The following is a 23293-nucleotide window of genomic DNA, read 5'->3' as shown; positions in this document are numbered from 1 at the left end:
ATCTGCAAGCAAAGGCATTACGTCACTTGCGAAATTGCCCTGTCTGAATTCCGGGCGACGGCTTGTGTTCCGAAGCCCACAGACCCGGCCTGCATATTCTGGAGTTCATCATGACATATGTCGTGACCGACAATTGCATCCGCTGCAAATATACCGATTGCGTTGAGGTCTGCCCCGTCGACTGCTTTTACGAGGGTGAAAATTTCCTCGCGATCAATCCCGATGAATGTATCGATTGCGGTGTGTGCGAACCGGAATGTCCCGCCGAAGCCATCAAGCCCGATACGGAGCCGGGTCTCGACAAATGGCTGAAGCTCAATGCCGAATATGCCGCAATCTGGCCTAATATCACGATCAAGCGCGATTCGATGCCGGAAGCCAAGGAAATGGACGGTGTCGAAGGCAAGCTCGAGCTTTATTTCTCCGCCGAGCCCGGACAGGGCGACTGAGTTTTTACGGCCTGACCGCGAAACCATGATTTAAAAAGCCCTCGCAGCAGCAGCGCGAGGGCTTTTTGCTAGATCTCATCCGCCGCGGCCGGATTGCAGCGTGGTCGACAGCAATGTCAGAAGGGCCACGCTTTCCTCCAGGCTTTGCCGCTGACGGCTTTGCAGGATAGCGGCCTGCAGACGGTTCATCTCGCGGGCGATCGCCGCTGGCTGCCAGGTTCGCAGGGCTCTTTCGATGATGGGTTTTCTGCGGAAATGGATGTGGCGTCCAAGTGTCTGCATGACCTGACCGGCCTGCAGTTTTTTCTCATCCATTTCGGCCCGCATCTGGTCGAGCAACTGGAATTGCTTGAGGCACCCCTGGAGCACAAGAAAGATCGGGGTCTTCGAAGAGACGATCTTCTGCGTCGCGTGGAAAAAGGCGTTTCTGTCGCCTTTCAGAATGGCGTCGACGGCATCGTCTGCGGAAACCGTGCTGGCGTCTCCAATGATCGCCAGCACATCGTCTTCCTCAACTATATCGGCTCCGCGGCAATAGAGCGCCAGCTTGCGGATTTCGTTGCGGGAGGCGATACGGTCACCACCCAGGGATTCGATTAGCCTCTGTCGTGCGGCTGGCGCAATGCGCAGATTATCGGCGGAGAGTTCCTGATCGATCAATGCGTTCAATGAGCGCGCATCGTCGGCATAACAGGGAATTGCGGCGATGGAGCGCGCCGGTTCTGCGATCTTGCGCAGTCCCGTACCCTTCTTGATGTCGCCTGCTTCGATGATGAGGAAGCTTGCTTCCGGCGGTGTCTCGGCAAGAATCTGCAGCGCGTCCACCAGCGCCTTTTCGGCCGAGGCACCTTTGACCCAGACGAGTTTTTCGCCGCCGAAAAGGCCGATGGCATTCACCTCGTCGAGCAGACGGCCGGGGTCGCCCTGCAGATCGGATGCGGTCAGTTTCAGCGATGCGAAAGCGTCATCGGGATCGATACCGGTCTTTTTGGCGATGAGGCCTGCGCGTTCCGATACGAGACCGCGATCAGGGCCGTAAAGCACGAAAACGCGAAAGCGCTCCGCCGGATTTTCGGCGAAGCGCTCAAATTCATGGGACTTTATCTCCGTCACGGCCGCCGCTCTCAGCGGCCGAGCGTGGCGGCGATATCGGTGCGGATGATTTCAGCCAGTTCCCGGGCCGCACGGTTCTCGGCGTCGCGGGTTGCCCTGATCTTGGCGAATTCCTGCTGCGGCAGGTCCACCTGCGCTGTTACGCTGCGCCGTGCAGAGCGCAGGATTTGACCGTCGGAAACGCGCGTCAGCACATATTGACCGCTCATCACGACACGACCAGGGTATGGGCCATCGTAATTGTTGTTCGCGCGGGTCGTCAGGTCGTAATTCTGCACTTCCGTTGACGTCGCGCTCGAGCTTACGGAAACCTTGACATTATATTGCGCCGTGGCGGGTTCGCCAGCGCCGCCGGACATCAGAAAGATTAGTTGGTTGCGGACTTCCTGCCCAACTCTGCCGCCGGTCTCGGAGACGCTGACGGCCGCCAGTCTCTCCTTGGTTCCCGAAGCTTCGCCATAAAGCGGGCGCACCTGGCAGCCTGCCAGAAGACCAGCCATCGTCACGACGGAAATCGCTGCCGCGACGCGGCCCCATCTTGAAAAAACGTCAGACAACAATGTTCACAATCCTCTGCGGAACCACGATGACTTTCTTGGGCTCGCCACCGGCAAGAATCGATTTGACGGCATCCAGCGCAAGGGCGGCCGTTCGGACCGCATCTTGATCCGCATCGCGCGCGATTGTCAATTCGCCACGCTTCTTGCCGTTGACCTGCACGGGCATGACCACATCGTTTTCCTCGACCAGCGAAGCGACGAAGGCCGGCCATGGCGTCTGGGCCACGAAGCCCGTATTACCCAGTGCGGACCAGCATTCTTCCGCCAGATGCGGCGTCATGGGGGCGATGATGCGGATGAGGATTTCGACGGCGTCGCGCGCGGCCGCCTTGACGTTGTCAGGCTTGCCGCCAGAAGCAACATCGGCGAGCGGGCCGGCCAGCGCATTGACCAGTTCGTAGATGCGGGCGATGGCCTTGTTGAAGGCGAGCTTGTCCAGATCTTCCTGAACAGCCTTCAGCGTCTTGTGGGCCGCCTTGGAGGCCGCCAGCCCTTCTCCTTCGGTCGCAGGCTTCGGCTGGACGGTTCTCAGCTCTTCCGCCGCTTCGCCGATGATGCGCCAGACGCGCTGGACGAATCGGTTTGCACCTTCCACCCCGGCTTCGGACCAGATGACGTCACGATCGGGCGGAGAGTCCGACAGCACGAAGAAGCGTGCGGTATCGGCGCCGTAGGATGCGATGATGTCATCCGGGTCAACCACGTTCTTCTTCGACTTCGACATCTTCTCGATGGAGCCGATTTTCACCTCTTCGCCGGACGAGAGCAGGAAGGCGCGGCGCGCGCCGTCGCTTTCCTCGATCCTGAGTTCGGCCGGCGGCACCCATTCGCGTGCGGTGCCTTCGCCGCGGCTATAGGTCTCGTGCACCACCATGCCCTGCGTGAACAGGCCCTTGAAGGGTTCCTTGACGCCGACATGGCCGGTTTCGCGCATGGCGCGGGTGAAGAAGCGCGAATAGAGCAGATGCAGGATCGCGTGCTCGATGCCGCCGATATACTGATCGACCGGCAGCCAGTGATTGGCGACCTTCGGATCGGTCGGTGCGTCTTCCCACGGCGCGGTGAAGCGCGTGTAATACCAGCTGGAATCGACGAAAGTATCCATCGTGTCGGTTTCGCGGCGCGCGTCATGGCCGCATTGCGGGCAGGAGACATGACGCCAGGTGGGGTGCCGGTCCAGCGGGTTGCCAGGCACGTCGAAAGTCACGTCGTCGGGCAGCTTGACCGGCAGGTCTTTTTTCGGAACCGGCACGACGCCGCAGACTTCGCAATGGATGACCGGGATTGGGCAACCCCAATAACGCTGGCGGGAAATGCCCCAGTCGCGCAGGCGGAAATTGACCTTGCGCTCGGCCTGCGGCGTGTTGCCCAGCGTCTGCGCAGAAAGCTTCTGCACGACCGCCTCAAAAGCGTCCGTCGTATTCATGCCGTTCAGGAAGCCGGAATTGATCATCACGCCATCATCGGTGAAGGCGGTATCATCAATGGTGAAGTTTGCAGCATCAGGGCCTTCAGGGGCGACGACGGCCACGACCGGCAGGCCGTATTTGCGGGCGAAATCCAGATCGCGCTGGTCACCCGACGGGCAGCCGAAGATCGCGCCGGTGCCGTAATCCATCAGCACGAAGTTGGCGACGTAGACCGGCAGTTCCCAGCTGGGGTCCAGCGGGTGCACGACCTTGACGCCGGTATCGATGCCCTTCTTTTCAGCCGTTTCGAGCGCTGCAAGCGAGGTGCCATGGCGGCGGCATTCGTCGCAGAACTCGGCAATCACCGGGTTGTTCGCGGACAGTTCTCTCGCCAGCGGGTGGTCGGCGGCGATTGCCAGGAAGGAGGCGCCGAACAGGGTGTCCGGGCGTGTCGTATAGACGGTGATGTCGGAGAAACCTTCCGGCGCCGTGTCGGCGACCGTCTGCCAGCGCAGCGACAGGCCTTCCGAGCGGCCGATCCAGTTCTTCTGCATCAGGCGCACTTTTTCCGGCCATTGGTCGAGCGTATCCAGCTCGTCCAGCAGGTCCTGGCTGAAATCGGTGATGCGGAAGAACCATTGCGTCAGCTCGCGCTGTTCGACCAGCGCGCCGGAGCGCCAGCCACGGCCGTCGATCACCTGCTCGTTGGCGAGAACCGTATGGTCGACCGGGTCCCAGTTCACTTTGGACTGCTTGCGGTAGACCAGACCCTTTTCCATGAAATCGACGAACAGCGCCTGCTGGCGGTGGTAATATTCCACGTCGCAGGTGGCGAATTCGCGGGTCCAGTCCAGCGACAGGCCCATGGATTTCAGCTGGCCGCGCATGGTGGCGATGTTCTGATAGGTCCAGTCCTTCGGGTGAACCTTGTTCTGCATGGCGGCGTTTTCGGCAGGCATTCCGAAGGCGTCCCAGCCCATCGGGTGCAGGACGTTGAAACCGCGGGCGCGCTTGTAGCGGGCGACCACGTCGCCCATGGCATAGTTGCGGACATGGCCCATGTGAATGCGTCCCGACGGATAGGGAAACATCTCCAGAACGTAATATTTCTCGCGCGGATCGCTGTTGTCGGTGACGAAAACCTTGTCTTCGTTCCATTTCTGCTGCCAGCGCGGCTCGGCGTCGCGAGGATTGTAACGTTCGATGGCCATTGTTTAGAATTCCGGGTATCGAGGGGAAAAATTTGCGCTGACCTTCACCATGAAACGACCGGGGCGTCAAGTTTGGCGGGGCATTCGGGCGTTCAATCTTGGCCAGCGTGCCTCAAATGGTGCTAAACCCGCTTGGCATCAAGGCAATCGGCGTCTAGTTAGCGTTGCGAATGGTTCAAATGAAGGTCTTGTGATGGAAATCGAAGCACGTCTTGAGGATGTCAGGCAGCGCATTGCCGATGTTGCGGAAAAATCCGGACGCAAGGCGGCGGATGTTGCCCTCGTCGCGGTCTCGAAGACCTTCGAGGCGGAGACAATCCAGCCGGTCATAGATGCGGGGCAGCGCGTGTTCGGCGAGAACCGCGTGCAGGAGGCGCAGGGCAAGTGGCCGGCGCTTAAAGAGAAGACGCCTGATATCGAGTTGCATCTGATTGGCCCGCTACAGTCCAACAAGGCGGCGGATGCGGTGGCGCTGTTTGATGTGGTGCAGAGCGTCGACCGCGAAAAGATCGCCCGCGCGCTTGCCGAGGAATGCGGTAAACAGGGGCGCAGCCTTCGTTTTTATGTGCAGGTCAATACAGGGCTTGAGCCGCAAAAGGCGGGCATCGATCCGCGTGAGACCGTGGCTTTCGTCGCCTTTTGTCGGCATGAGCTGAAATTGCAGGTCGAAGGACTGATGTGCATTCCGCCGGCGGATGAAAATCCGGGTCCGCATTTTGCGCTTCTGGCGAAGCTTGCCAAACAATGTGGGCTTGAGAAGCTTTCCATGGGCATGTCGGGCGATTTCGAAACCGCCGTGGAATTCGGTGCGACGAGTGTCCGTGTAGGCTCGGCGATCTTCGGTACGCGATAAGGCTGCAAATAAAAAACCCGGCGCTGAGGCCGGGTTTTCAAACTCTAAAAGACGTCCGATCAGTAGTGATCGTCTTCGTCTTCGTCCTTGTGTGTGGATTTCAGCGAGCTGAGCTTCTTGAAGACCGCATCGGCGTCGATCTGCTCGTCTTCCTCGCGCTGGAAGCTGTAGTCCAGACCTTCCGTCGCCGTTGCCGGCTGCAGCGTGTTGTCGAGTTCTTCGGCGGTCGGCAGCGGACGGCCGCGCGAGGCGCGTTCGACTTCGAGGTCGAGATCGATCTGGCTGCAGAGGCCGAGCGTCACCGGGTCCATCGGCGTCAGGTTGGCCGAGTTCCAGTGGGTACGGTCGCGAATCTGCTCGATCGTCGACTTCGTGGTGCCGACGAGACGCGAGATCTGCGCATCCTTCAGTTCCGGATGGTTGCGAACGAGCCAGAGAATGGCGTTCGGACGGTCCTGACGCTTGGAAACCGGGGTGTAGCGCGGGCCGCGGCGCTTGGATTCCGGCACGCGGACCTTCGGCTCGGAAAGCTTGAGCTTGTGGTTGGGATTGGCTTCGGCGCGGGCGATCTCGTCGCGGGAGAGCTGCCCGGTTGCAATCGGATCGAGACCCTTGATGCCCTGTGCGGCTTCACCGTCAGCAATCGCCTTGACTTCAAGCGGATGCAGTTTGCAGAACGTGGCGATCTGATCGAACGACAGCGCGGTGTTGTCAACCAGCCATACAGCCGTAGCCTTTGGCATGAGCAATTGTTGAGCCATAGATACAGTCCTTCTGTCCGTCCGCGCCGGTGTCGCGGGCCGTGGGTATCAACCACTAATTTCCGGGATATGGGGGCTCTATAGCCGCATTGCATCAGAATTGCAATTCTTTGCGAAACAAATGACCTTTGTCTAATTGCCGTGCGGATTTGAACTGCTATGAATTCAACACATGCCTGAGGTGGGAGTCTCGGGCCACGTCATAAGCCATATCGGTTCCAGGAGGAGTTCATGTCTGCCAAAATCTACCCGGTTCTCAAATCGGCGAAGGCCCGCACGCTCATCGACAATGAGCGTTACCAGAAATGGTATCAGGAGAGCGTCGAGGATCCGGAAAAGTTCTGGGACAAGCACGGCCGGCGGATCGACTGGTTCAAGCCCTATACCAAGGTCAAGAACACGTCTTTCAAGGGCAGGGTGCCGATCAAGTGGTTCGAGGATGGCCTGACGAACGTTTCCTATAACTGTATCGACCGGCATCTGAAGACGCATGGCGAGCGCACGGCGATCATCTGGGAAGGCGACAACCCCTATATCGACAAGAAGATCACTTATAACCAGCTCTATGACTATGTCTGCCGTCTGGCGAATGTGCTGAAGAAGCACGGTGTCAAGAAGGGCGATCGCGTCACCATCTATATGCCGATGATACCCGAGGCGGCTTATGCGATGCTCGCCTGCGCCCGCATCGGCGCCATCCATTCCGTCGTGTTCGGCGGGTTCTCCCCGGAAGCGCTGGCAGGCCGCATCGTCGATTGCCAGTCCACCTTCGTCATCACCTGCGATGAGGGCGTGCGCGGCGGCAAGCCGATCCCGCTCAAGGAAAATACCGATAAGGCGATCGATATCGCCGCCAAACAATATGTCATCGTCAACAAGGTTCTGGTGGTGCGCCGCACCGGCGGCAAGACCGGCTGGGCGCCCGGCCGCGATATCTGGTACCATCAGGAAATCGCCACCGTGAAGCCGGATTGCCCGCCGGTGAAGATGCGTGCGGAAGACCCGCTATTCATCCTCTATACGTCCGGCTCCACCGGCAAGCCGAAGGGCGTGTTGCACACGACGGGCGGCTACCTCGTCTATACGTCGATGACGCATGAATATGTCTTCGACTACAAGGATGGTGAGGTTTTCTGGTGTACGGCCGATGTCGGCTGGGTCACCGGCCATTCCTATATCGTCTACGGGCCGCTTGCGAACTGCGCGACGACGCTGATGTTCGAAGGTGTTCCCAATTTCCCGGATCAGGGCCGTTTCTGGGAAGTCATCGACAAGCACAAGGTCAATATCTTCTACACCGCGCCGACGGCGCTCAGATCGCTGATGGGGGCGGGCGACCAGTTTGTCCAGCGCTCCTCGCGCGAGAGCCTGCGGCTTCTCGGGACAGTCGGCGAGCCGATCAATCCGGAAGCCTGGGAGTGGTATTACCATGTGGTCGGTGAGGACAAGAGCCCGATCGTCGACACCTGGTGGCAGACGGAAACCGGCGGCATTCTCATTTCGCCTCTGCCGGGCGCGACCGATCTGAAACCCGGTTCGGCCACAAGGCCGTTCTTCGGTGTGCAGCCGCAGCTTGTCGATGCCGAGGGCAATGTGCTGGAAGGACCCGCTGACGGCAATCTTTGCATCATCGATAGCTGGCCGGGCCAGTCACGCTCCGTCTATGGCGATCATCAGCGCTTTGTCGATACATATTTCTCGACCTACAAGGGCAAGTACTTCACCGGCGACGGTTGCCGGCGTGACGAGGACGGTTATTACTGGATCACCGGCCGCGTCGATGACGTGCTGAACGTTTCCGGTCATCGCCTCGGCACGGCCGAGGTGGAATCGGCGCTGGTGTCGCACCACCTTGTTTCGGAAGCAGCCGTGGTGGGTTACCCGCATGCCATCAAGGGCCAGGGCATTTATTGTTATGTCACGCTGATGGCGGGCCAGAATGGCGACTATGCGCTGCGCGAGGAGCTGGTGAAGCACGTGCGCAACGAGATCGGGCCGGTTGCGACACCTGACAAGATCCAGTTCGCGCCGGGTCTGCCCAAGACCCGCTCGGGCAAGATCATGCGGCGCATCCTGCGCAAGATCGCCGAGGACGACTTTGGTGCGCTGGGGGATACGTCGACGCTCGCCGATCCGGCGGTGGTGGAAGACCTCATCGCCAACCGGCAGAACCGCACCGCGTCCTGATCTTCTGGAAAGGCTGCCTCGGCAGCCTTTTTCCATCTGCGAATTTCACAAACAAAAACACCCGGAGGCGGAACCTCCGGGTGTTTTCAATTGTATCCGGTAAGGATTACTGGCCGCGGATCTTCTTCAGGTCCGCTAGAACGGCGTCGACGACGTCTGCGCCGATCTCAGTCTTGTGCTTTTCGTAGACGACCATCGACTTTTCGCGGATACGGGTCTGTTCTTCGGCAGACAGCGTGTTCACTTCGAGGCCGGCAGCCTTGATCTTCTCCAGCGACTTCTGGTTCAGTTCGCGGATGACCTTGCGCTCTTCGTCGCGGCCGACGACTGCGCATTCACGCAGGGCGGCCTGTTCTTCGGGCGTGTAGCTGTCGAAGATCGGCTTGGAGAAGAGGAAGAGGAACGGCGTGTAGGCGTGGTTCGTCTCGGTGATGTATTTCTGCACTTCGTAGAACTTCGAGGTGTCGATCGTCACATAGGGGTTTTCCTGCGCGTCGATCGCGTTGGTTTCCAGCGCCGAGAAGACTTCGCCGAAGGCCATCGGCGTTGCATTGGCGCCGAGGTTCTGGAAGGTGTCGAGGAAGATGTTGTTCTGCATCACGCGGACTTTGAGGCCCGAGAAATCTTCCCACTTGTTAACGGCATGCTTGGAGTTCGACAGGTTGCGGAAGCCGTTTTCCCAGTAGGCGAGGTTTACGAGGCCCTGTTCTTCCAGCTTCTTGTTCATCATGTCGCCGAAGGCGCCGTCCATGACGGCATCGGCTTCCTTGGCGTTGGCGAAGAGGAACGGCAGGTCGAAGACGCCGAGCGACGGGATGAGACCGACGAGCGGCGACGAGGACGTCACGACTGCTTCCTGAACGCCGGAGCGCAGGGCCTGCGTTGCCTGAAGGTCACCGCCGAGAGCGCCGCCCCAGAATGCCGTCAGCTTCAGCTTGCCGCCCGACTTGTCGTCAAGGCAGGCCTGCATCGCCTTGATGCCGTTGCCGACCGGATGATCCTGGTTGATGCCGTTCGAAACGCGGATATTGCGGCTGTTGAATTCGGCCATTGCCGGAGCGGCGGCGCCAACTGCGAAAGCGATGGCCGTGGTGGTCAGAAGAAGCTTTCTCATAATATCCTCCCTTGGATTGTTTGCGAGAAGCAGGTTGAATTAACGGAGATACTGCAGCGGTACGAGGACGATGTCCGGGAAAATCACCAGCAGCGCCAGTACGATGGTTTCAGCAACGAGGAACGGCCAGACGCCAACCGTGACCTTGCCGAGCGGGATGCGGCCGACGCCGCTGACGACGTTCAGCACCACGCCAACCGGAGGGGTAATCAGGCCGATGGCGTTGTTGATGATGAAGAGAACGCCGAAATAGACCGGGTCGATGCCCGCCTGTTTGACGATAGGCATCAGAACAGGCGTCAGGATCAGGATGGTCGGCGTCAGGTCGAGTGCGGTTCCGACAATGAAGACCAGTACCATCATCGCGGCCATCAGAAGCATCGGGCGGTCGATCAGCGGCTCGATATAACCTGCAACTTCATTCGGAATGTTCGCTGCCGTGATGAGCCATGCGGAGACGAGTGCCGCGCAAACCAGGAACATGATGATGGACGTGCTCTTGGCGGCGCGCAGAAGCACGTGGAACAGATCGGCCGGTTTCAGTTCGCGGTAGATCACCATGCCGACGAAAAGCGCGTAGACAGCCGCAACGACGGCAGCTTCCGTCGGCGTCATGATGCCTGCCTTGATGCCGCCGAGAATGATGACAGGCATGCCGAGCGCCCAGCCGGCGCGAGCAGTGGCGGTCAGACGTTCCTTGGCGGAGGTCTTCGGTAGCGGCTTGACGTTATCCTTACGGACCACGATCAGCCAGGCGATGATGAGCGATGCACCCATCAGAATGCCGGGAACGATACCCGCAAGGAAAAGCTGGGTGATCGAGACGTTGGCGGCAACACCGAAAACGATGAAGGCCATGGATGGCGGGATGACCGGGGCGATGATGCCGCCTGCGGCGATGAGGCCGCCGGAGCGCGGAATATTGTAGCCGGCCTTCGCCATCATCGGGATGAGGATTGCGGCAAGGGCTGCGGTATCGGCAGCGGCCGAACCGGAAATGCTGGCCATGATGATGGCCGCAACAATGGCCACGATGCCGAGACCGCCACGGATATGACCGACGAGTGCGATTGCAAAGTCGATGATTCGGCGAGACAGACCGCCGGAATTCATCAGTTCGCCAGCCAGAATGAAGAAGGGGATGGCGAGCAGCGTGAAGGTGTCCGCGCCCGAGATCATGTTCTGGGCGATGATAGCGGTGTTGAACATGCCCATGTACCACATGAGCACGACGCCGCAGAACATCAGAGAGAACGCGACGGGAACGCCAATCGCCATGGCTCCCAGCAGAGAGCCGACAAAAACGAGAAGTGTCATGGTATCAGCGCTCCGAAAGCTGTTCGATCGTCAGATTCTCGCCCGCGAACTGGGCGATTTCGTCTTCTGTCACGCCGCCCGTCAAGTAACGGTACAGGCGTTCCAGTGCGATGATGAACATCAGGCCGCCGGTGAACATGCCGACGCCATAGACCCAGATCATCGAAAGCTTGGTGACAGGCGCATGCATGCTGGCATTGATGCCGGACTGCTTCCAGGTGCCCCAGAAGAAGATGGCGGAACAGGCCAGAATGATGATGTTCGACACGATCATGCAGACGATGCGGGCGCGACGGGACAGGAACATCACGAGCGTTTCGATGCCCATATGGCTGTTTTCGCGGAAGGTCAGTACGGCGCCGATGAAGGTCAGCCACACGAAGAAATAACGCGACAGTTCTTCCGAGACGTTGATGCCGGAGTTCATCGTATAACGCATGACGACGTTGACGAAGACCATGATCGACATGCCGGCGAGCAGCAGGACGAGAATGATTTCGAGAATCCGGTAAAAGAGATTGATGGTCTTTTGCATTTTCCCCTCCCGAAGAAATATCTAGAGCAGCCCTCGTTTCGCCAGGTTGCGCATCAGGGCCGCGGTACCGAATGTCCATTCCGGGCATTCGTCGGTCGTGGTGACCCAATTGATCAGCTTACCGAGCTTGGGCGTGGAGATTTCGACCCGGTCACCCTTTGAATGGGTGAAACCGAGGCCTGGGCCATGGCGATCCTTCACCGGCGCGAACATCGTGCCAAGGAAAAAGACGGCGCCGTCAGGATATTGGTGGTTACGGTTCAAGAGCTGCGAAGCGAGGTTTTCCGGTGTGCGGCTGATCGCTTCCATGGGACTGACGCCCGTCATGGTGAAACCGTCTTCGCCCTCGACCAGAAGCGATATCTGCGACTTCTTCACGTCTTCAATGGTGAAGTTGCCGTCGAACAGGCGGATGAAAGGGCCGATGGCGCAGGAAGCGTTATTGTCCTTCGCCTTGCTGAGCAGCAGGGCAGAGCGGCCTTCAAAGTCGCGCAGGTTGACGTCGTTGCCGAGCGTTGCGCCAACGATGCGGCCGTCGGAAGCGATGGCAAGCACCACTTCCGGCTCCGGGTTGTTCCACTGCGATTTCGGGTGAACGCCGATCAGCGCGCCGCAGCCGACGGAAGCCATAGCCTGCGCCTTGGAGAATATCTCCGCATCCGGTCCGATGCCTACTTCCAGATATTGCGACCAGAGGCCCATTTCCTGCAGCAGTTTCTTCACTTCGGCAGCTTTTTCGGAGCCGGCCTCAAGTCCCTTGAGATTGTCGCCGAGAACCGGCGCAAGCCGTCCGCGAATTTCCTGCGCCCGAAGCGGGTCGCCCTTGGCCTGCTCTTCGATCACGCGTTCCAGCATGCTGTCGGCGAAGGTGACGCCGGCGGCCTTCACGGCCTGAATGTCGTTGGGGGCAAGGAGTTCGCCGGCGGAACCGTCCAGAAAAGCTTCCAGTGCGCCGAGTGCGACGAAAGTGCCGGTGTCGGCGAGCCGCTCCAGCAGATCGGTCTTCTCCAGAAGTTCGGACATGGTAGGGGAAATCGAAGTGAGGTCATAAAGCACGCCGCCCTTCAGCAGGACGGGGCAGGGGCCGCCTTCGCTTTTCGACCAGACGCGGCCGACGAGCAGCGCGTTTTCGAAATCTTCAGGCAAAATTGCGGTAGCGTCGATGGACCTTGTACCGGTCATGTAGTCCTCCCCTTCAGCACCCGACAGGCCGCCTCCTGCGGTCTTATTGTCTGGATGTCTGACAACTTAATCCCATTCTTCTTAGTATGACTTTTGTTACGAGTCTAGCGGCCTTGCCGACAAAATTATCGTGTTTCGCGTCTCAATTCCCGGAAAGCCGTAAACCTGTCCTATAGCTTTGCCGGCATGCTCATTTGCTGCTCAGAAGATATCCAGTTCGAGATTGACCCGGCTGGCTGCGCCGATCAGGTGCTTGCGCATGGCGTTCTTGGCGGCAGTGGCATCGGCCTTCTCGACGGCTTCGTAGATTGCCACATGTTCGGCGATCGTCACCTCGAGAATTTCACCAAAAACCGCACGCGAAAAAGCAATGTTGATGGCGGAGCTGATGCGTTCTGCGATGAAGCCGAGGAACATCAGGAAATATTCGTTCTCAGTCGCTTCCGCCAGAATGCGGTGGAAGTCGAGATCGGCGGCAACGCCTTCCGTCGACCAATCATCGGCGGTTTTCATCTTTTCCAAGGCTGCCGCCAGCCGCGTCAGCTGCTGCGGGCTGCGGTGCAGTGCGGCCAGCCCCGCCGCCTCTATTTCCAGCGGCATGCGAAGCTGGAAAAGATCGCGGAAATTTTCCGGATCGTTCAGCCGCGACCGCTCGATGCGGATGGACAGTCTTTGCCGGGGATCTGTGACGAATGCGCCCACGCCTTGCCGGGTTTCGACAAAGCCCTCGTTGCGCAATTGTGCGATCGCTTCGCGGATGACCGAACGGCTGACGCCGAAGGTTTTCGCCAGAACATGTTCGGTCGGAAGCCTGTCACCCGGTCCGAGCTTCGAATCATTGATTTCGCGCGCAATCTCCGCGGCGATCCGGCCGGGCAGATGGTCGTTGCGATGTATCTGATTGAACTCCAGCGTCATGGTTGCTCCCGTTCCACAGAAACGATTGGTTCGTTTTCCCGCGGCAGGCGACTTCCTCCTTCGCCGTCAGCGGGGTTTTTCAAAGGCGGCGTTTTCGGCCGCCTTTGCCGTTCCTGGATTAGCTATCCGGTTGCAGGGTTATCTGGCAACCGGGATTCATCCGCAAATCAGGGTCGAAGGTGTTTTTCAGGCCGGTGATCATCCGGCGCTGTACGTCGGATAGCCGGCTTTCGAAATCGGAGCGTTTCAGGCGGCCGATGCCGTGTTCGGCGCTGATGCTGCCGACGTAACGGTCAAGGACCTCGTTAACGAGTGTCTTTGACTTGTAGATGAAGGCGTCGCGCTCTTGTGGCGTCGAACCGTTCGGCGGCAGCACGTTGAGGTGGACGTTGCCGTCTCCGACATGGCCGTAGGAAACCGCCAGGCATTCCGGCAGTTTTTCCGCAAGTTCCGCCTCGGCTTCGGCCACGAAAGCGGCGAGTTTCGACAAAGGTACGGAAATGTCGGTACGCATATGCGCGCCGCGCAGCGCCTGGCCTTCGTTCATGCCTTCGCGGAACAACCAGAGCGATTGGGCCTGTGCCCGTGAAGAAGCGATCACGCCGTCCAGCACCAGCCCGTCTTCCATCACGCCCTCAAGGAAGCGTCCCATCAGGTCAGCGGTATCGACCAACCCCGAGCCGGAAATTTCCATCAGCACATAGGCAGGATAATCGCCGGCGATGGGCATTTTGAGGTCGGGAATTGCTTCAATTGCGAGTGTGAAGGCGACAGGCGGCATGAATTCGAAGGCGGACATCAGGTCGCAGCATTCGCGGCGGGCGCGGCGGTAAAGCTTGATGGCATCGTCAAGCGAATTGAGGCCGAGCAGCGCCGTCTCGACATGTTCGGGATTGGGATAAAGCTTGACGGCAACGGCGGTTATGATGCCGAGCGTTCCTTCCGCGCCGATGAAGAGCTGCTTCAGATCGATGCCGCGATTGTCCTTGCGCAGCGTGGATAGCCCGTTCCAGATGGTGCCGTCAGGCAATACGACTTCCAGACCCAGCACCAGTTCGCGGGTCATGCCGTAGCGCAGGACATTGATGCCGCCGGCATTGGTGGAGACGTTGCCGCCGATGCGGCAGCTGCCCTGTGCACCGAGCGACAGCGGGAAAAACATGCCCTTGTCCTCAACCGCATCCTTGAATTCCGAGAGAATGCAGCCGGCTTCCACGACGGCGGAAAAATCGTCGCTATCTATGGTGCGGATGGCGTTCATGCGCTCGAGGCTCAATACGACCTGATGCTTGGGGGCATCGGGAATGCCGCCGAGCACCAGTCCGGTGTTGCCGCCCTGGGGGATGATGGCAAGGCTGAGTTCCGCGCAGGCGCGGACAGTGTCGGAGACTTCCTTGGTCGACCGGGGACGGATGACGGCCACGGCCGAGCTGGTGACATCGCCGTGCCAGTCGCGGCAATAGCGCAGCATGTCTTCCTGCGATGTCAGCATCAAAGCCTCGCCTAGCCTATTCTTCAACGAGAACCGCAATTCCTCGATATCGGTTTCGCTCACGATCGTCATTCCACCCTCTCCGTCCAATCCGCCCTAAGTTTCCGGACAGGGCTCTTTCGCCCTTGCTTTTGCCGGTTTGTGAAAAAATACTATTTTCAATCCGATCATATAAGGTTATCAGACAACCTTACAAGCTAATTTATCGGTCGACTGGCCGATGATGTTTTTTCGGTCCCGGGAGAATGGCCGGGACAAAGAGGAGGAAGACATGCATATCGCAATCATCGGCGCCGCAGGCATGGTTGGCCGCAAGCTGACGCAGCGTCTCGTCAAGGATGGATCGCTGGGCGGCAAGCCGATCGACAAGTTCACGCTTATCGACGTGTTCCAGCCCGAAGCGCCTGCCGGTTTTTCCGGTGCGGTCGATGCGCGTGCCGCCGATCTCTCCGCGCCGGGTGAGGCCGAAAAGCTGGTCGAAGCCCGTCCCGATGCCATTTTTCACCTCGCCGCCATCGTCTCCGGCGAAGCCGAACTCGATTTCGACAAGGGCTACCGCATCAATCTCGACGGTACGCGTTATCTCTTCGATGCCATCCGCATCGCCAATGGCAAGGATGGTTACAAGCCGCGCGTGGTCTTCACCTCGTCGATCGCCGTCTTCGGTGCGCCGCTTCCCTATCCGATCCCGGATGAATTCCACACCACACCGTTGACCAGCTACGGCACGCAAAAGGCAATCTGCGAATTGCTGCTGTCCGATTACAGCCGTCGCGGTTTCTTTGACGGCATCGGTATTCGCCTGCCGACCATCTGCATTCGTCCCGGAAAGCCTAATGCGGCCGCTTCCGGCTTCTTCTCCAATATCCTGCGCGAGCCGCTGGTCGGCCAGGAAGCGGTTCTGCCGGTGCCGGAAAGCATTCGCCATTGGCACGCTTCGCCGCGTTCCGCCGTCGGCTTCCTCATCCATGGCGCAACGATTGACGTGGAAAAGGTCGGCCCGCGCCGCAACCTGTCGATGCCCGGCCTCAGCGCCACCGTCGGCGAACAGATCGAAGCGTTGCGCAAGGTCGCTGGCGAAAAGGCCGTTGCCCTCATTCGCCGCGAGCCGAACGAGATGATCATGCGCATGTGCGAAGGCTGGGCCCCCGGTTTCGAAGCCAAGCGCGCCCGCGAACTGGGCTTTACGGCTGAAAGCTCGTTCGAAGAGATCATTCAGGTTCATATCGAGGACGAACTGGGAGGTTCACTGAAATGAGTGTTGGCGGGGAGGAGAAGAAGCGGTCGGTTGCCTTTATCGGCACAGGCCTGATGGGCGGGCCGATGGCCCGGTGCCTGCTGCGCGCCGGCTTTTCGGTCACCGTCTGGAACCGTAGCGTCGATAAGGCCGAGGCGCTTGTTGCCGATGGCGCGGTCGTCGCGGCATCGCCGGCGGAGGCCGCCAGGGGGGCCGATATCGTCATCACCATGCTAAGCGACGGCAAGGTTGTGGGCGAGGTGCTGTTTGCGGCCGGCGTGGCCGAAGCGCTGAAAAAGGGTGCGGTCGTCATCGACAGCAGTTCGATTGCGCCGCCGATTGCGCGCGAACATTCCTCCCGGCTTCAGGCGCTCGGTATTCATCACGTTGACGCGCCGGTTTCCGGCGGTGTACCGGGCGCGACTGCCGGTACGCTCGCCATCATGGCCGGTGGGGACGAGACGCTGATCGCGGGTCTTGCGGATGTTTTCGCGCCGATGGGCCGGCTTACCTATGTCGGTCCCTCGGGTGCTGGCCAGCTCTGCAAGCTCGCCAACCAGCAAATCGTCGCCATCACCATCGGCGCGGTTGCCGAGGCGATGATGCTGGTGGAAGCGGGTGGTGCATCCCGCGAAGGGTTCCGCAACGCCATTCGCGGCGGTTTTGCCGAAAGCCGGATCCTGGAACTGCATGGCGACCGCATGGTGAAGCGCAATTTCGTGCCGGGCGGTCCCTCCAAGTTCCAGCTCAAGGATCTGAACGGCGTGCTGGCGACGGCGAAGGATCTGTCTCTCAACCTGCCGCTTACCCAGCAGGTGACGCGGGAATTCGACGACTTCGTCGGTGACGGCGGTGCCGATATCGACCATAGCGGCATCCTGCTTTACCTCGAAAAACTGAACAACCGGGAACAGGGCTGAGGCAGGTTCATGAGCGACGAGAAGACACCGATGCGCCGCCTGCGGTCGCAGGACTGGTTCGACAATCCCGACCATCTCGACATGACGGCGCTCTATCTGGAGCGCTTCATGAATTACGGCGTGACGCCGGAAGAGCTGCGTTCCGGCAAGCCGGTCATCGGCATCGCCCAGAGCGGCAGCGACCTGACGCCTTGTAACCGCGTCCATGTGGAACTGGTCAAGCGGGTGCGGGACGGCATCCGCGATGCGGGCGGCATTCCCATCGAGTTTCCGACCCATCCGATGTTCGAAAACTGCAAGCGCCCGACGGCGGCGCTCGACCGTAATCTTGCCTATCTCAGCCTCGTGGAAGTGCTTTACGGTTATCCGCTCGACGGTGTCGTTCTGACCACGGGCTGCGACAAGACCACGCCTTCGGCGCTGATGGCGGCAAGCACGGTGGATATTCCGGCTATCGTTCTATCCGGCGGGCCGATGCTCGACGGCTACCATGACGGCGATCTGGTCGGTTCCGGTACTGTCATCTGGCGCATGCGCCGCAAATACGGCGCTGGCGAAATCACCCGCGAGGAATTCTTGCAGGCGGCGCTGGAATCTGCGCCTTCCGTCGGCCATTGCAACACCATGGGCACTGCGTCCACCATGAATGCCATGGCGGAAGCGCTCGGCATGTCGCTCACGGGCTGCGGCGCGATCCCTGCCGCTTACCGCGAGCGTGGCCAGATGGCCTATCGCACCGGCCGCCGTGCCGTCGAGCTGGTTGTCGAGAACATCAAGCCCTCCGACATCATGACCCGAGAGGCATTTTTGAACGCGATCCGCGTCAACTCGGCAATCGGCGGTTCCACCAACGCCCAGCCGCATCTGGCAGCCATGGCCAAACATGCGGGCGTGGAGCTTCGCGAGGAAGACTGGCAGGTCCACGGTTACGACATTCCGCTTATCGCCAATGTCCAGCCTGCCGGCAAATGGCTGGGTGAGAAATATCACCGCGCCGGCGGCACACCCGCGATCATGTGGGAGCTTCTGAAGGCGGGCAAGCTTGATGGAAACTGTCCGACCGTGACCGGTAAGACCATGGCGGAAAATCTGGACGGGCGGGAATCCACCGACCGCGACGTGATCCTGCCTTACGATAAGCCGCTCAAGGAACGAGCCGGTTTCCTCGTCCTCAAGGGCAATCTGTTTGATTTCGCCATCATGAAGACGAGCGTTATCTCGGCGGAATTCCGTCAGCGTTATCTGAGCGAGCCGGGCCGTGAGGGTATTTTCGAAGGCAAGTGTGTGGTGTTCGATGGTTCGGAAGACTATCACGCCCATATCAACGATCCGTCTCTCGATATTGACGAGCGCACTATTCTCGTCATTCGCGGTGCGGGACCACTCGGCTGGCCGGGTTCGGCCGAGGTCGTCAATATGCAGCCGCCGGATGCGCTGCTGAAAAGGGGCATTACCAGTCTGCCGACGATCGGCGATGGCCGGCAATCGGGAACGGCGGACAGCCCGTCGATCCTCAATGCCTCGCCGGAAAGTGCCGCAGGCGGCGGACTGGCATGGCTCCGCACGGGCGATGTGATCCGCATCGACTTCAATAAAGGCGAGTGCAATGCGCTGGTGCCGGCTGAGGAGCTTGCGGCCCGCAAGGCTGACGGCATTCCCGCTGTACCCGCGGATGCGACGCCCTGGCAGCGCATTTATCGTCAATCGGTGACCCAGCTTTCGGACGGCGCGGTTCTGGAGGGAGCTGCGGATTTCCGCCGGATTGCCGAGAAGATGCCCCGGCACAATCATTGATCCCATCTGACAAAAATCCCCGGCCACGTCCGGGGATTTTTCCTTTCGGACGGTTTCGCATTTGATTGCGACCTCCTAATGTATCCGCGAATCCGCGTTACATCCGCATTATCGGGGGCAGGGCATGACAGATATTTCGATGATAGAGGCCGCGCGCAAGCGTATCGGCAACCATGCGGTGCGGACGCCATTGCTGTCGTCACCTTTTCTGGATGAGATTGCCGGGCGAAAGCTGTTCGTAAAGGCCGAATGCTTGCAAAGGACGGGTTCCTTCAAGTTTCGCGGCGGCTGGTCGGCCGTCTCCGGCCTGCCGGCGCAGGTGCGCGCCAAGGGCGTGATCGCCTTTTCCTCCGGCAACCACGCGCAGGGCGTGGCGCTTGCTGCCCGCCTGCACAATGTCCCTGCAGTCATTATCATGCCGTCCGATGCGCCGAAGATCAAAATCGACAATACCCGGGCCTTTGGTGCGGAGGTGGTGCTCTATGACCGTGCTAACGAAGATCGCGACGCCATCGGAGATCGCATTTCTCGCGAGCGTGGGCTGACGCTGATCAGGCCCTATGACGAACCGCTGGTCATTGCCGGGCAGGGGACAGCGGGGCTGGAGATTGCCGAACAGGGCGCGGCGCTGGGCATCGGTGCGGCCGAGGTTCTGGTGCCCTGCGGCGGTGGTGGCCTCACCTCCGGCATCTCCCTGGCACTCGCAGCGAAAGCACCGAACTACAAGGTCAGGACGTCGGAACCGGAGCGGTTCGACGATGTGGCGCGCTCCCTTGCTGCGGGCAAGATCGAGCGTAACGCCACGACCTCGGGCTCGATCTGCGACGCGATCGTCACGCCGCAGCCCGGCAACATTACTTTCCCCATCATGGCCGGGCTCTGCGGAAAAGGCATTGCCGTGACTGAGGAGGAAGCGCTGCGGGCGATGGTTCTTGCCTTCAACCGGCTGAAGATCGTTGTCGAACCCGGTGGTGCGGTGGCGCTGGCGGCGGCCCTCTTCCACGGCGATGAACTGGAAAGCGAAACGGTGATCGCGGTCGCTTCCGGCGGCAACGTCGATCTGGAGATCATGACCAGCGCCCTGTCCCGTTTCGGCTGAGGTTAGGCCTCGAGTCGTGCCGCGACCTCGCCGGCAATCGCCAGCGAGGCGGTGAGGCCGGGGCTTTCTATACCGAAAAGATTGACGAGGCCGGCAAGGCCATGCGTTTCCGGCCCATCGATGCGGAAGTCCATGGCCGGTTCGTCCGGACCGGAAATCTTCGGCCGGATACCGGAATAGGCCGGGATCAGCGCGTTATCGGGAAGGCCCGGCCAATAGCGACGTATCGCATCGCCAAAACCCTCCATGCGGCGGGGATCGACGGCATAGTCGATGGTGTCCACCCACTCCACATCCGGCCCGAAACGGGCCTGGCCGGCGAGATCGAGCGTGAGATGCACGCCGAGGCCATGGGTGTGCGGTGCGGGGTAGATCAGCCGTGAAAAGGGCGACTTGCCGGCCAGCGAAAAATAGCTGCCCTTGGCGAAACGCGCCTGCGGGATCCCATCCTCCGGCAATCCTTCGATCTTTCTCGCCACCATGGGTGCAACAAGCCCGGCGGAATTGACGAGCAGCCGGCATGTCAGGCTGGTGGGCTCCGTTCCGCCGACATGAACGCGGAAACCATTGCCCATCGCCTCTGCCTTTTCGAAGGGTGCGTTCAGGGCAAGGACCGCGCCATGATCCTGCGCATCACCAAGCAGCGCCAGCATATAGCCGTGGCTATCGATGATACCGGTCGAGGGCGATATCAGGGCTGCGACGCAGGCGAGCGCGGGTTCGAGCAGGAGCGCCTGTCGCGCATCGATCAGCTCAAGGTCGTTGCAGCCGTGAGCTTTGCCTTTTTCGCGCAGGGTGGCGAGCATGGCCGTCTCTTCATCGCTCGTAGCGACGATGAGCTTGCCGCAGCGGCGATGTGCCACGCCATGGCTTTGGCAGAAGGCATAGAGCCGCTTCTTGCCCTCCACGCAAAGTCGGGCCTTGAGGCTTCCGGACGGATAGTAAAGCCCGGCGTGGATGACTTCGCTGTTGCGGGAGGAGGTGGCAGAGCCGAATTCCTTTCCGCTTTCGAGGATGATGACGGAGAGGCCGCGCCTCGCCAGTTCACGCGCTGTCGCGAGCCCTATCACCCCGGCTCCGATGATGATGGCGTCGATATCCGTCATGGTCTTTTCCGTGCCGCCACCGGTTTTGAACGGAAATGCCCTCCACCGCGTTGATCCTGCGCAATGGGTAGATTGATGCTTGCCGGTGGGCAAGTCGCAATCGGTATTTTTCCCGATGCGCCAATCTTATGGAATTTTATCTCTACTGAAACAGTGGGGAATAAAGCTATTCTATAAGTGAAATAAGCAATGCCCGCTTTGAAGGGCCGAGCAGGAAGGGAGTGTACAATGTCTTATTCCAAGGCAGGAAAAGTAAAAGACTTTGTCTCGCAGCCCCAGTCGCCGCGCAACTGGAAAGATTCGGTTCATGCGGCTCTTGTCGGCGTCTGCGTGGCTTTTGTCGCCGCCGTCATCTTCGGTCTCGTTCCCTGATCCTCCCGATTTTCTCATCAGGTAATTTGAGAATAAAAGGCCGGTCGCTCCTCCGACCGGCCTTTTTCATGCCCATTCACACCCTCAGGTAATCTTCCGCCAGATCGACCCAGAAAGCGGTTCCGATCGGCAGAATATCGTCGTTGAAATCGAATTTCGGATGGTGCAGCGGCGGATCGTTATCCGTGCGCGCGGTGCCGAGGAAGAAATAACAGCCGGGCCGTTTCTCCAGCATATAGGCAAAGTCTTCCGCACCCATCGATGGACGCTGCATCTCTGCTACCTTTTCAGGCCCGGCAAAACGCCGGGCGAGATCGGCGACATAATCCGTTTCCGCCTTGTGGTTGACGGTTGCATTGTAACCGCGCTCGTAATCGATGGTGACGCTCATGCCATAGCTGGCCGCCTGGCCTTCGGCTATCGCCCGGATGCGCTTTTCCAGCTCGTCGCGCACGTCCGGATCAAAGGAGCGGATGGTCAGCAGCATTTCCGCCGTTTCGGGAATGACATTGCTGGCAGCACCGGCATGGAACGCGCCAACGGTGACGACCGCCGATAATTGCGGATGGATGTTGCGGGACACCACGGTTTGCAGCGCCATGACGATGCTTGCGCCGGCAACGATGGGGTCGGCCGCATCCTGCGGTTCGGCGCCGTGGCCGCCATATCCGTTGACTGTGATTTTGCACTCGTCGACGGCGGCAAGGATCGGCCCGTCGCGTAGCACGAATTGCCCGAAGGGCACGCCGGGATCGTTGTGAAGTGCAAAAACCGCATCGCAGGGAAAACGGTCGAACAGCCCGTCCTCGATCATGATGCGGGCGCCGCCGAAATTCTCTTCCGCCGGCTGGAAGATCAGATGCAGTGTTCCGTCGAAATTTTTGCGCTCGGCAATGATCTTTGCCGCACCGAGCAGCATGGCGGTGTGGCCGTCATGACCGCAGGCATGCATCACGCCCTGATTGGCGCTCGCATAATCCGCCCCAGTTTCCTCATGGATCGGCAGGGCGTCGATATCGGCGCGGATGCCGAGCGTGCGGGTGCTGTCGCCATTGCTGAGCGTGGCGACGACACCGGTTCCGGCCAGCCCCCGCGTGACCTCATAGCCCATTGCCGCCAATTGTTCGGCAATAAAATCCGACGTCTTGAACTCCGAAAGGCCGATTTCGGGGTTTCGGTGCAGGTGGCGGCGAATGGCCACCACATCAGGCATATGGTTGGCAAAGGATGCGAGATTTGCGGTCTGTCTGGTCATTTTTAAAGTCCCGGGTTCGGCCGTTTTTTCCGGCGTCTTTTGTAAATGACATAGCAGCATATGCAGCCATGCGTAAGGGGCGTAGCCTGCCCGGAAATGCCCCGAAATTCAGCGCTTGCATCGTGCCGCGACAGGTGGCATGGAACTATTGACGTCCTGGGGCATTAGCTTCTTTCGGATGTAGCGCGGGCCTCTCGGTTCGTGTTGCCCTTCAGGTTGTCAACGGGGGATTATCGGACGTTGCGCGAACAATTTTCGCCATCGGGGAGGGTGCGAAATCCGGTCGGAACGGCATTGCCGGGCCGAACGACGCCATTTTCTTCCCGTCATCGAAAACGCCCTGTCCGCGCCGATCTCCAGCTTCGCAGATATTCCGGAATAATGACGCTGCAGCCTGACGCGCCTGCGG

General features: G+C 59.9%; 20 protein-coding genes. 8 read left to right on the top strand and 12 right to left on the bottom strand.

All coding sequences use genetic code 11. The annotated features are described in order from the left end of the window. Positions 1 to 110: 110 nt before the first annotated feature. Positions 111 to 449: a ferredoxin FdxA gene (gene fdxA, locus ACQZ5K_RS11230; protein ID WP_448740390.1), complete on the top strand. Its 339-nt coding sequence runs from the start codon at positions 111 to 113 to the stop codon at positions 447 to 449. Positions 450 to 524: 75 nt separating this feature from the next. Here the strand turns inward: fdxA and holA are convergent, their stop codons facing one another. The 3 genes from holA to leuS are packed head-to-tail and all read right to left on the bottom strand — an operon-like array spanning position 525 to position 4742. Beyond that, positions 525 to 1562, bottom strand: a complete 1038-nt coding sequence (gene holA, locus ACQZ5K_RS11225; protein WP_448740389.1) for a DNA polymerase III subunit delta — start codon at positions 1560 to 1562, stop codon at positions 525 to 527. Positions 1563 to 1573: 11 nt separating this feature from the next. Next, complete coding sequence (gene lptE, locus ACQZ5K_RS11220; protein ID WP_161987770.1) at positions 1574 to 2119, bottom strand: LPS assembly lipoprotein LptE; 546 nt, start codon at positions 2117 to 2119, stop codon at positions 1574 to 1576. Continuing rightward, positions 2112 to 4742, bottom strand: coding sequence for a leucine--tRNA ligase (gene leuS, locus ACQZ5K_RS11215; protein WP_448740388.1), 2631 nt, complete (start codon positions 4740 to 4742; stop codon positions 2112 to 2114). Before leuS ends, lptE begins: the two co-directional genes overlap by 8 nt. 193 nt (positions 4743 to 4935) lie before the next feature. Between leuS and ACQZ5K_RS11210 the strand changes: the two genes are divergently transcribed. Further along, positions 4936 to 5595: a YggS family pyridoxal phosphate-dependent enzyme gene (locus tag ACQZ5K_RS11210; RefSeq protein WP_448740387.1), complete on the top strand. Its 660-nt coding sequence runs from the start codon at positions 4936 to 4938 to the stop codon at positions 5593 to 5595. A 59-nt stretch (positions 5596 to 5654) separates the two neighbouring features. Here the strand turns inward: ACQZ5K_RS11210 and ACQZ5K_RS11205 are convergent, their stop codons facing one another. Further along, a complete protein-coding gene (locus tag ACQZ5K_RS11205; protein WP_448740386.1) occupies positions 5655 to 6356 on the bottom strand; it encodes a DUF1013 domain-containing protein in 702 nt (233 codons plus the stop codon). Between the two features lie 231 nt (positions 6357 to 6587). On the opposite strand from ACQZ5K_RS11205, the gene acs reads away from it, so the two are divergent. Beyond that, positions 6588 to 8543, top strand: coding sequence for an acetate--CoA ligase (acs, locus tag ACQZ5K_RS11200; RefSeq protein ID WP_003520300.1), 1956 nt, complete (start codon positions 6588 to 6590; stop codon positions 8541 to 8543). Between the two features lie 106 nt (positions 8544 to 8649). Here acs and ACQZ5K_RS11195 read toward each other — a convergent pair whose 3' ends face one another. The 6 genes from ACQZ5K_RS11195 to ACQZ5K_RS11170 all read right to left on the bottom strand — a co-directional run bounded on the left by ACQZ5K_RS11195 (position 8650) and on the right by ACQZ5K_RS11170 (position 15173). Continuing rightward, on the bottom strand, positions 8650 to 9657 hold the full coding sequence (locus ACQZ5K_RS11195; RefSeq protein WP_448740385.1) for a TRAP transporter substrate-binding protein: 1008 nt from the start codon (positions 9655 to 9657) through the stop codon (positions 8650 to 8652). A gap of 39 nt (positions 9658 to 9696) precedes the next feature. Continuing rightward, positions 9697 to 10974 carry a TRAP transporter large permease gene (locus ACQZ5K_RS11190; RefSeq protein ID WP_035265222.1) on the bottom strand — a complete coding sequence of 426 codons (1278 nt, stop codon included), beginning with the start codon at positions 10972 to 10974 and terminating at the stop codon, positions 9697 to 9699. A 4-nt stretch (positions 10975 to 10978) separates the two neighbouring features. Further along, positions 10979 to 11509, bottom strand: coding sequence for a TRAP transporter small permease (locus ACQZ5K_RS11185; protein WP_003520303.1), 531 nt, complete (start codon positions 11507 to 11509; stop codon positions 10979 to 10981). A gap of 21 nt (positions 11510 to 11530) precedes the next feature. Next, complete coding sequence (locus ACQZ5K_RS11180) at positions 11531 to 12691, bottom strand: fumarylacetoacetate hydrolase family protein (RefSeq protein ID WP_196378343.1); 1161 nt, start codon at positions 12689 to 12691, stop codon at positions 11531 to 11533. A 201-nt stretch (positions 12692 to 12892) separates the two neighbouring features. Next, positions 12893 to 13609, bottom strand: a complete 717-nt coding sequence (locus tag ACQZ5K_RS11175; RefSeq protein ID WP_003520305.1) for a FadR/GntR family transcriptional regulator — start codon at positions 13607 to 13609, stop codon at positions 12893 to 12895. Between the two features lie 118 nt (positions 13610 to 13727). Beyond that, positions 13728 to 15173, bottom strand: a complete 1446-nt coding sequence (locus ACQZ5K_RS11170; RefSeq protein ID WP_448740384.1) for an FAD-binding oxidoreductase — start codon at positions 15171 to 15173, stop codon at positions 13728 to 13730. 199 nt (positions 15174 to 15372) lie between these two features. On the opposite strand from ACQZ5K_RS11170, the gene denD reads away from it, so the two are divergent. The 4 genes from denD to ACQZ5K_RS11150 all read left to right on the top strand — a co-directional run bounded on the left by denD (position 15373) and on the right by ACQZ5K_RS11150 (position 20151). Beyond that, positions 15373 to 16359: a D-erythronate dehydrogenase gene (gene denD, locus ACQZ5K_RS11165; protein ID WP_035222113.1), complete on the top strand. Its 987-nt coding sequence runs from the start codon at positions 15373 to 15375 to the stop codon at positions 16357 to 16359. Continuing rightward, the gene (locus ACQZ5K_RS11160) at positions 16356 to 17258 is read left to right on the top strand and encodes an NAD(P)-dependent oxidoreductase (protein WP_448740383.1); all 903 of its coding nucleotides are present in this window, start codon (positions 16356 to 16358) and stop codon (positions 17256 to 17258) included. Before denD ends, ACQZ5K_RS11160 begins: the two co-directional genes overlap by 4 nt. A gap of 9 nt (positions 17259 to 17267) precedes the next feature. Beyond that, positions 17268 to 19052 carry an IlvD/Edd family dehydratase gene (locus ACQZ5K_RS11155; protein ID WP_448740382.1) on the top strand — a complete coding sequence of 595 codons (1785 nt, stop codon included), beginning with the start codon at positions 17268 to 17270 and terminating at the stop codon, positions 19050 to 19052. 124 nt (positions 19053 to 19176) lie between these two features. Beyond that, a complete protein-coding gene (locus ACQZ5K_RS11150; RefSeq protein ID WP_448740381.1) occupies positions 19177 to 20151 on the top strand; it encodes a threonine ammonia-lyase in 975 nt (324 codons plus the stop codon). Between the two features lie 2 nt (positions 20152 to 20153). Here the strand turns inward: ACQZ5K_RS11150 and ACQZ5K_RS11145 are convergent, their stop codons facing one another. Further along, a complete protein-coding gene (locus ACQZ5K_RS11145; RefSeq protein WP_448740380.1) occupies positions 20154 to 21257 on the bottom strand; it encodes an NAD(P)/FAD-dependent oxidoreductase in 1104 nt (367 codons plus the stop codon). 228 nt (positions 21258 to 21485) lie between these two features. Here ACQZ5K_RS11145 and ACQZ5K_RS11140 point away from each other — a divergent pair, with 228 nt between their 5' ends. Next, positions 21486 to 21629 carry a hypothetical protein gene (locus ACQZ5K_RS11140; RefSeq protein WP_003505150.1) on the top strand — a complete coding sequence of 48 codons (144 nt, stop codon included), beginning with the start codon at positions 21486 to 21488 and terminating at the stop codon, positions 21627 to 21629. A gap of 76 nt (positions 21630 to 21705) precedes the next feature. Here ACQZ5K_RS11140 and ACQZ5K_RS11135 read toward each other — a convergent pair whose 3' ends face one another. Next, positions 21706 to 22884 (bottom strand): M20 aminoacylase family protein, encoded by a 1179-nt coding sequence (locus ACQZ5K_RS11135; RefSeq protein WP_448740379.1) that lies wholly within the window; start codon positions 22882 to 22884, stop codon positions 21706 to 21708. Positions 22885 to 23293: the final 409 nt, after the last annotated feature.

This window comes from Agrobacterium sp. 22-226-1 (assembly GCF_053522345.1).
Note: the sequence above shows the minus strand (reverse complement) of the source record. Positions and strands in the feature narration are given on the sequence as shown.

Coding starts and splice junctions, on each gene's coding strand:
- leuS (WP_448740388.1), bottom strand. CDS start 4,742: ATGGCCATCGAACGTTACAATCCTCGCGACGCCGAGCCGCGCTGGCAG.
- ACQZ5K_RS11135 (WP_448740379.1), bottom strand. CDS start 22,884: ATGACCAGACAGACCGCAAATCTCGCATCCTTTGCCAACCATATGCCT.
- fdxA (WP_448740390.1), top strand. CDS start 111: ATGACATATGTCGTGACCGACAATTGCATCCGCTGCAAATATACCGAT.
- ACQZ5K_RS11185 (WP_003520303.1), bottom strand. CDS start 11,509: ATGCAAAAGACCATCAATCTCTTTTACCGGATTCTCGAAATCATTCTC.
- ACQZ5K_RS11160 (WP_448740383.1), top strand. CDS start 16,356: ATGAGTGTTGGCGGGGAGGAGAAGAAGCGGTCGGTTGCCTTTATCGGC.
- ACQZ5K_RS11145 (WP_448740380.1), bottom strand. CDS start 21,257: ATGACGGATATCGACGCCATCATCATCGGAGCCGGGGTGATAGGGCTC.
- ACQZ5K_RS11205 (WP_448740386.1), bottom strand. CDS start 6,356: ATGGCTCAACAATTGCTCATGCCAAAGGCTACGGCTGTATGGCTGGTT.
- ACQZ5K_RS11140 (WP_003505150.1), top strand. CDS start 21,486: ATGTCTTATTCCAAGGCAGGAAAAGTAAAAGACTTTGTCTCGCAGCCC.
- ACQZ5K_RS11155 (WP_448740382.1), top strand. CDS start 17,268: ATGAGCGACGAGAAGACACCGATGCGCCGCCTGCGGTCGCAGGACTGG.
- ACQZ5K_RS11180 (WP_196378343.1), bottom strand. CDS start 12,691: ATGACCGGTACAAGGTCCATCGACGCTACCGCAATTTTGCCTGAAGAT.
- denD (WP_035222113.1), top strand. CDS start 15,373: ATGCATATCGCAATCATCGGCGCCGCAGGCATGGTTGGCCGCAAGCTG.
- ACQZ5K_RS11190 (WP_035265222.1), bottom strand. CDS start 10,974: ATGACACTTCTCGTTTTTGTCGGCTCTCTGCTGGGAGCCATGGCGATT.
- acs (WP_003520300.1), top strand. CDS start 6,588: ATGTCTGCCAAAATCTACCCGGTTCTCAAATCGGCGAAGGCCCGCACG.
- ACQZ5K_RS11170 (WP_448740384.1), bottom strand. CDS start 15,173: ATGACGATCGTGAGCGAAACCGATATCGAGGAATTGCGGTTCTCGTTG.
- ACQZ5K_RS11150 (WP_448740381.1), top strand. CDS start 19,177: ATGACAGATATTTCGATGATAGAGGCCGCGCGCAAGCGTATCGGCAAC.
- ACQZ5K_RS11210 (WP_448740387.1), top strand. CDS start 4,936: ATGGAAATCGAAGCACGTCTTGAGGATGTCAGGCAGCGCATTGCCGAT.
- ACQZ5K_RS11195 (WP_448740385.1), bottom strand. CDS start 9,657: ATGAGAAAGCTTCTTCTGACCACCACGGCCATCGCTTTCGCAGTTGGC.
- ACQZ5K_RS11175 (WP_003520305.1), bottom strand. CDS start 13,609: ATGACGCTGGAGTTCAATCAGATACATCGCAACGACCATCTGCCCGGC.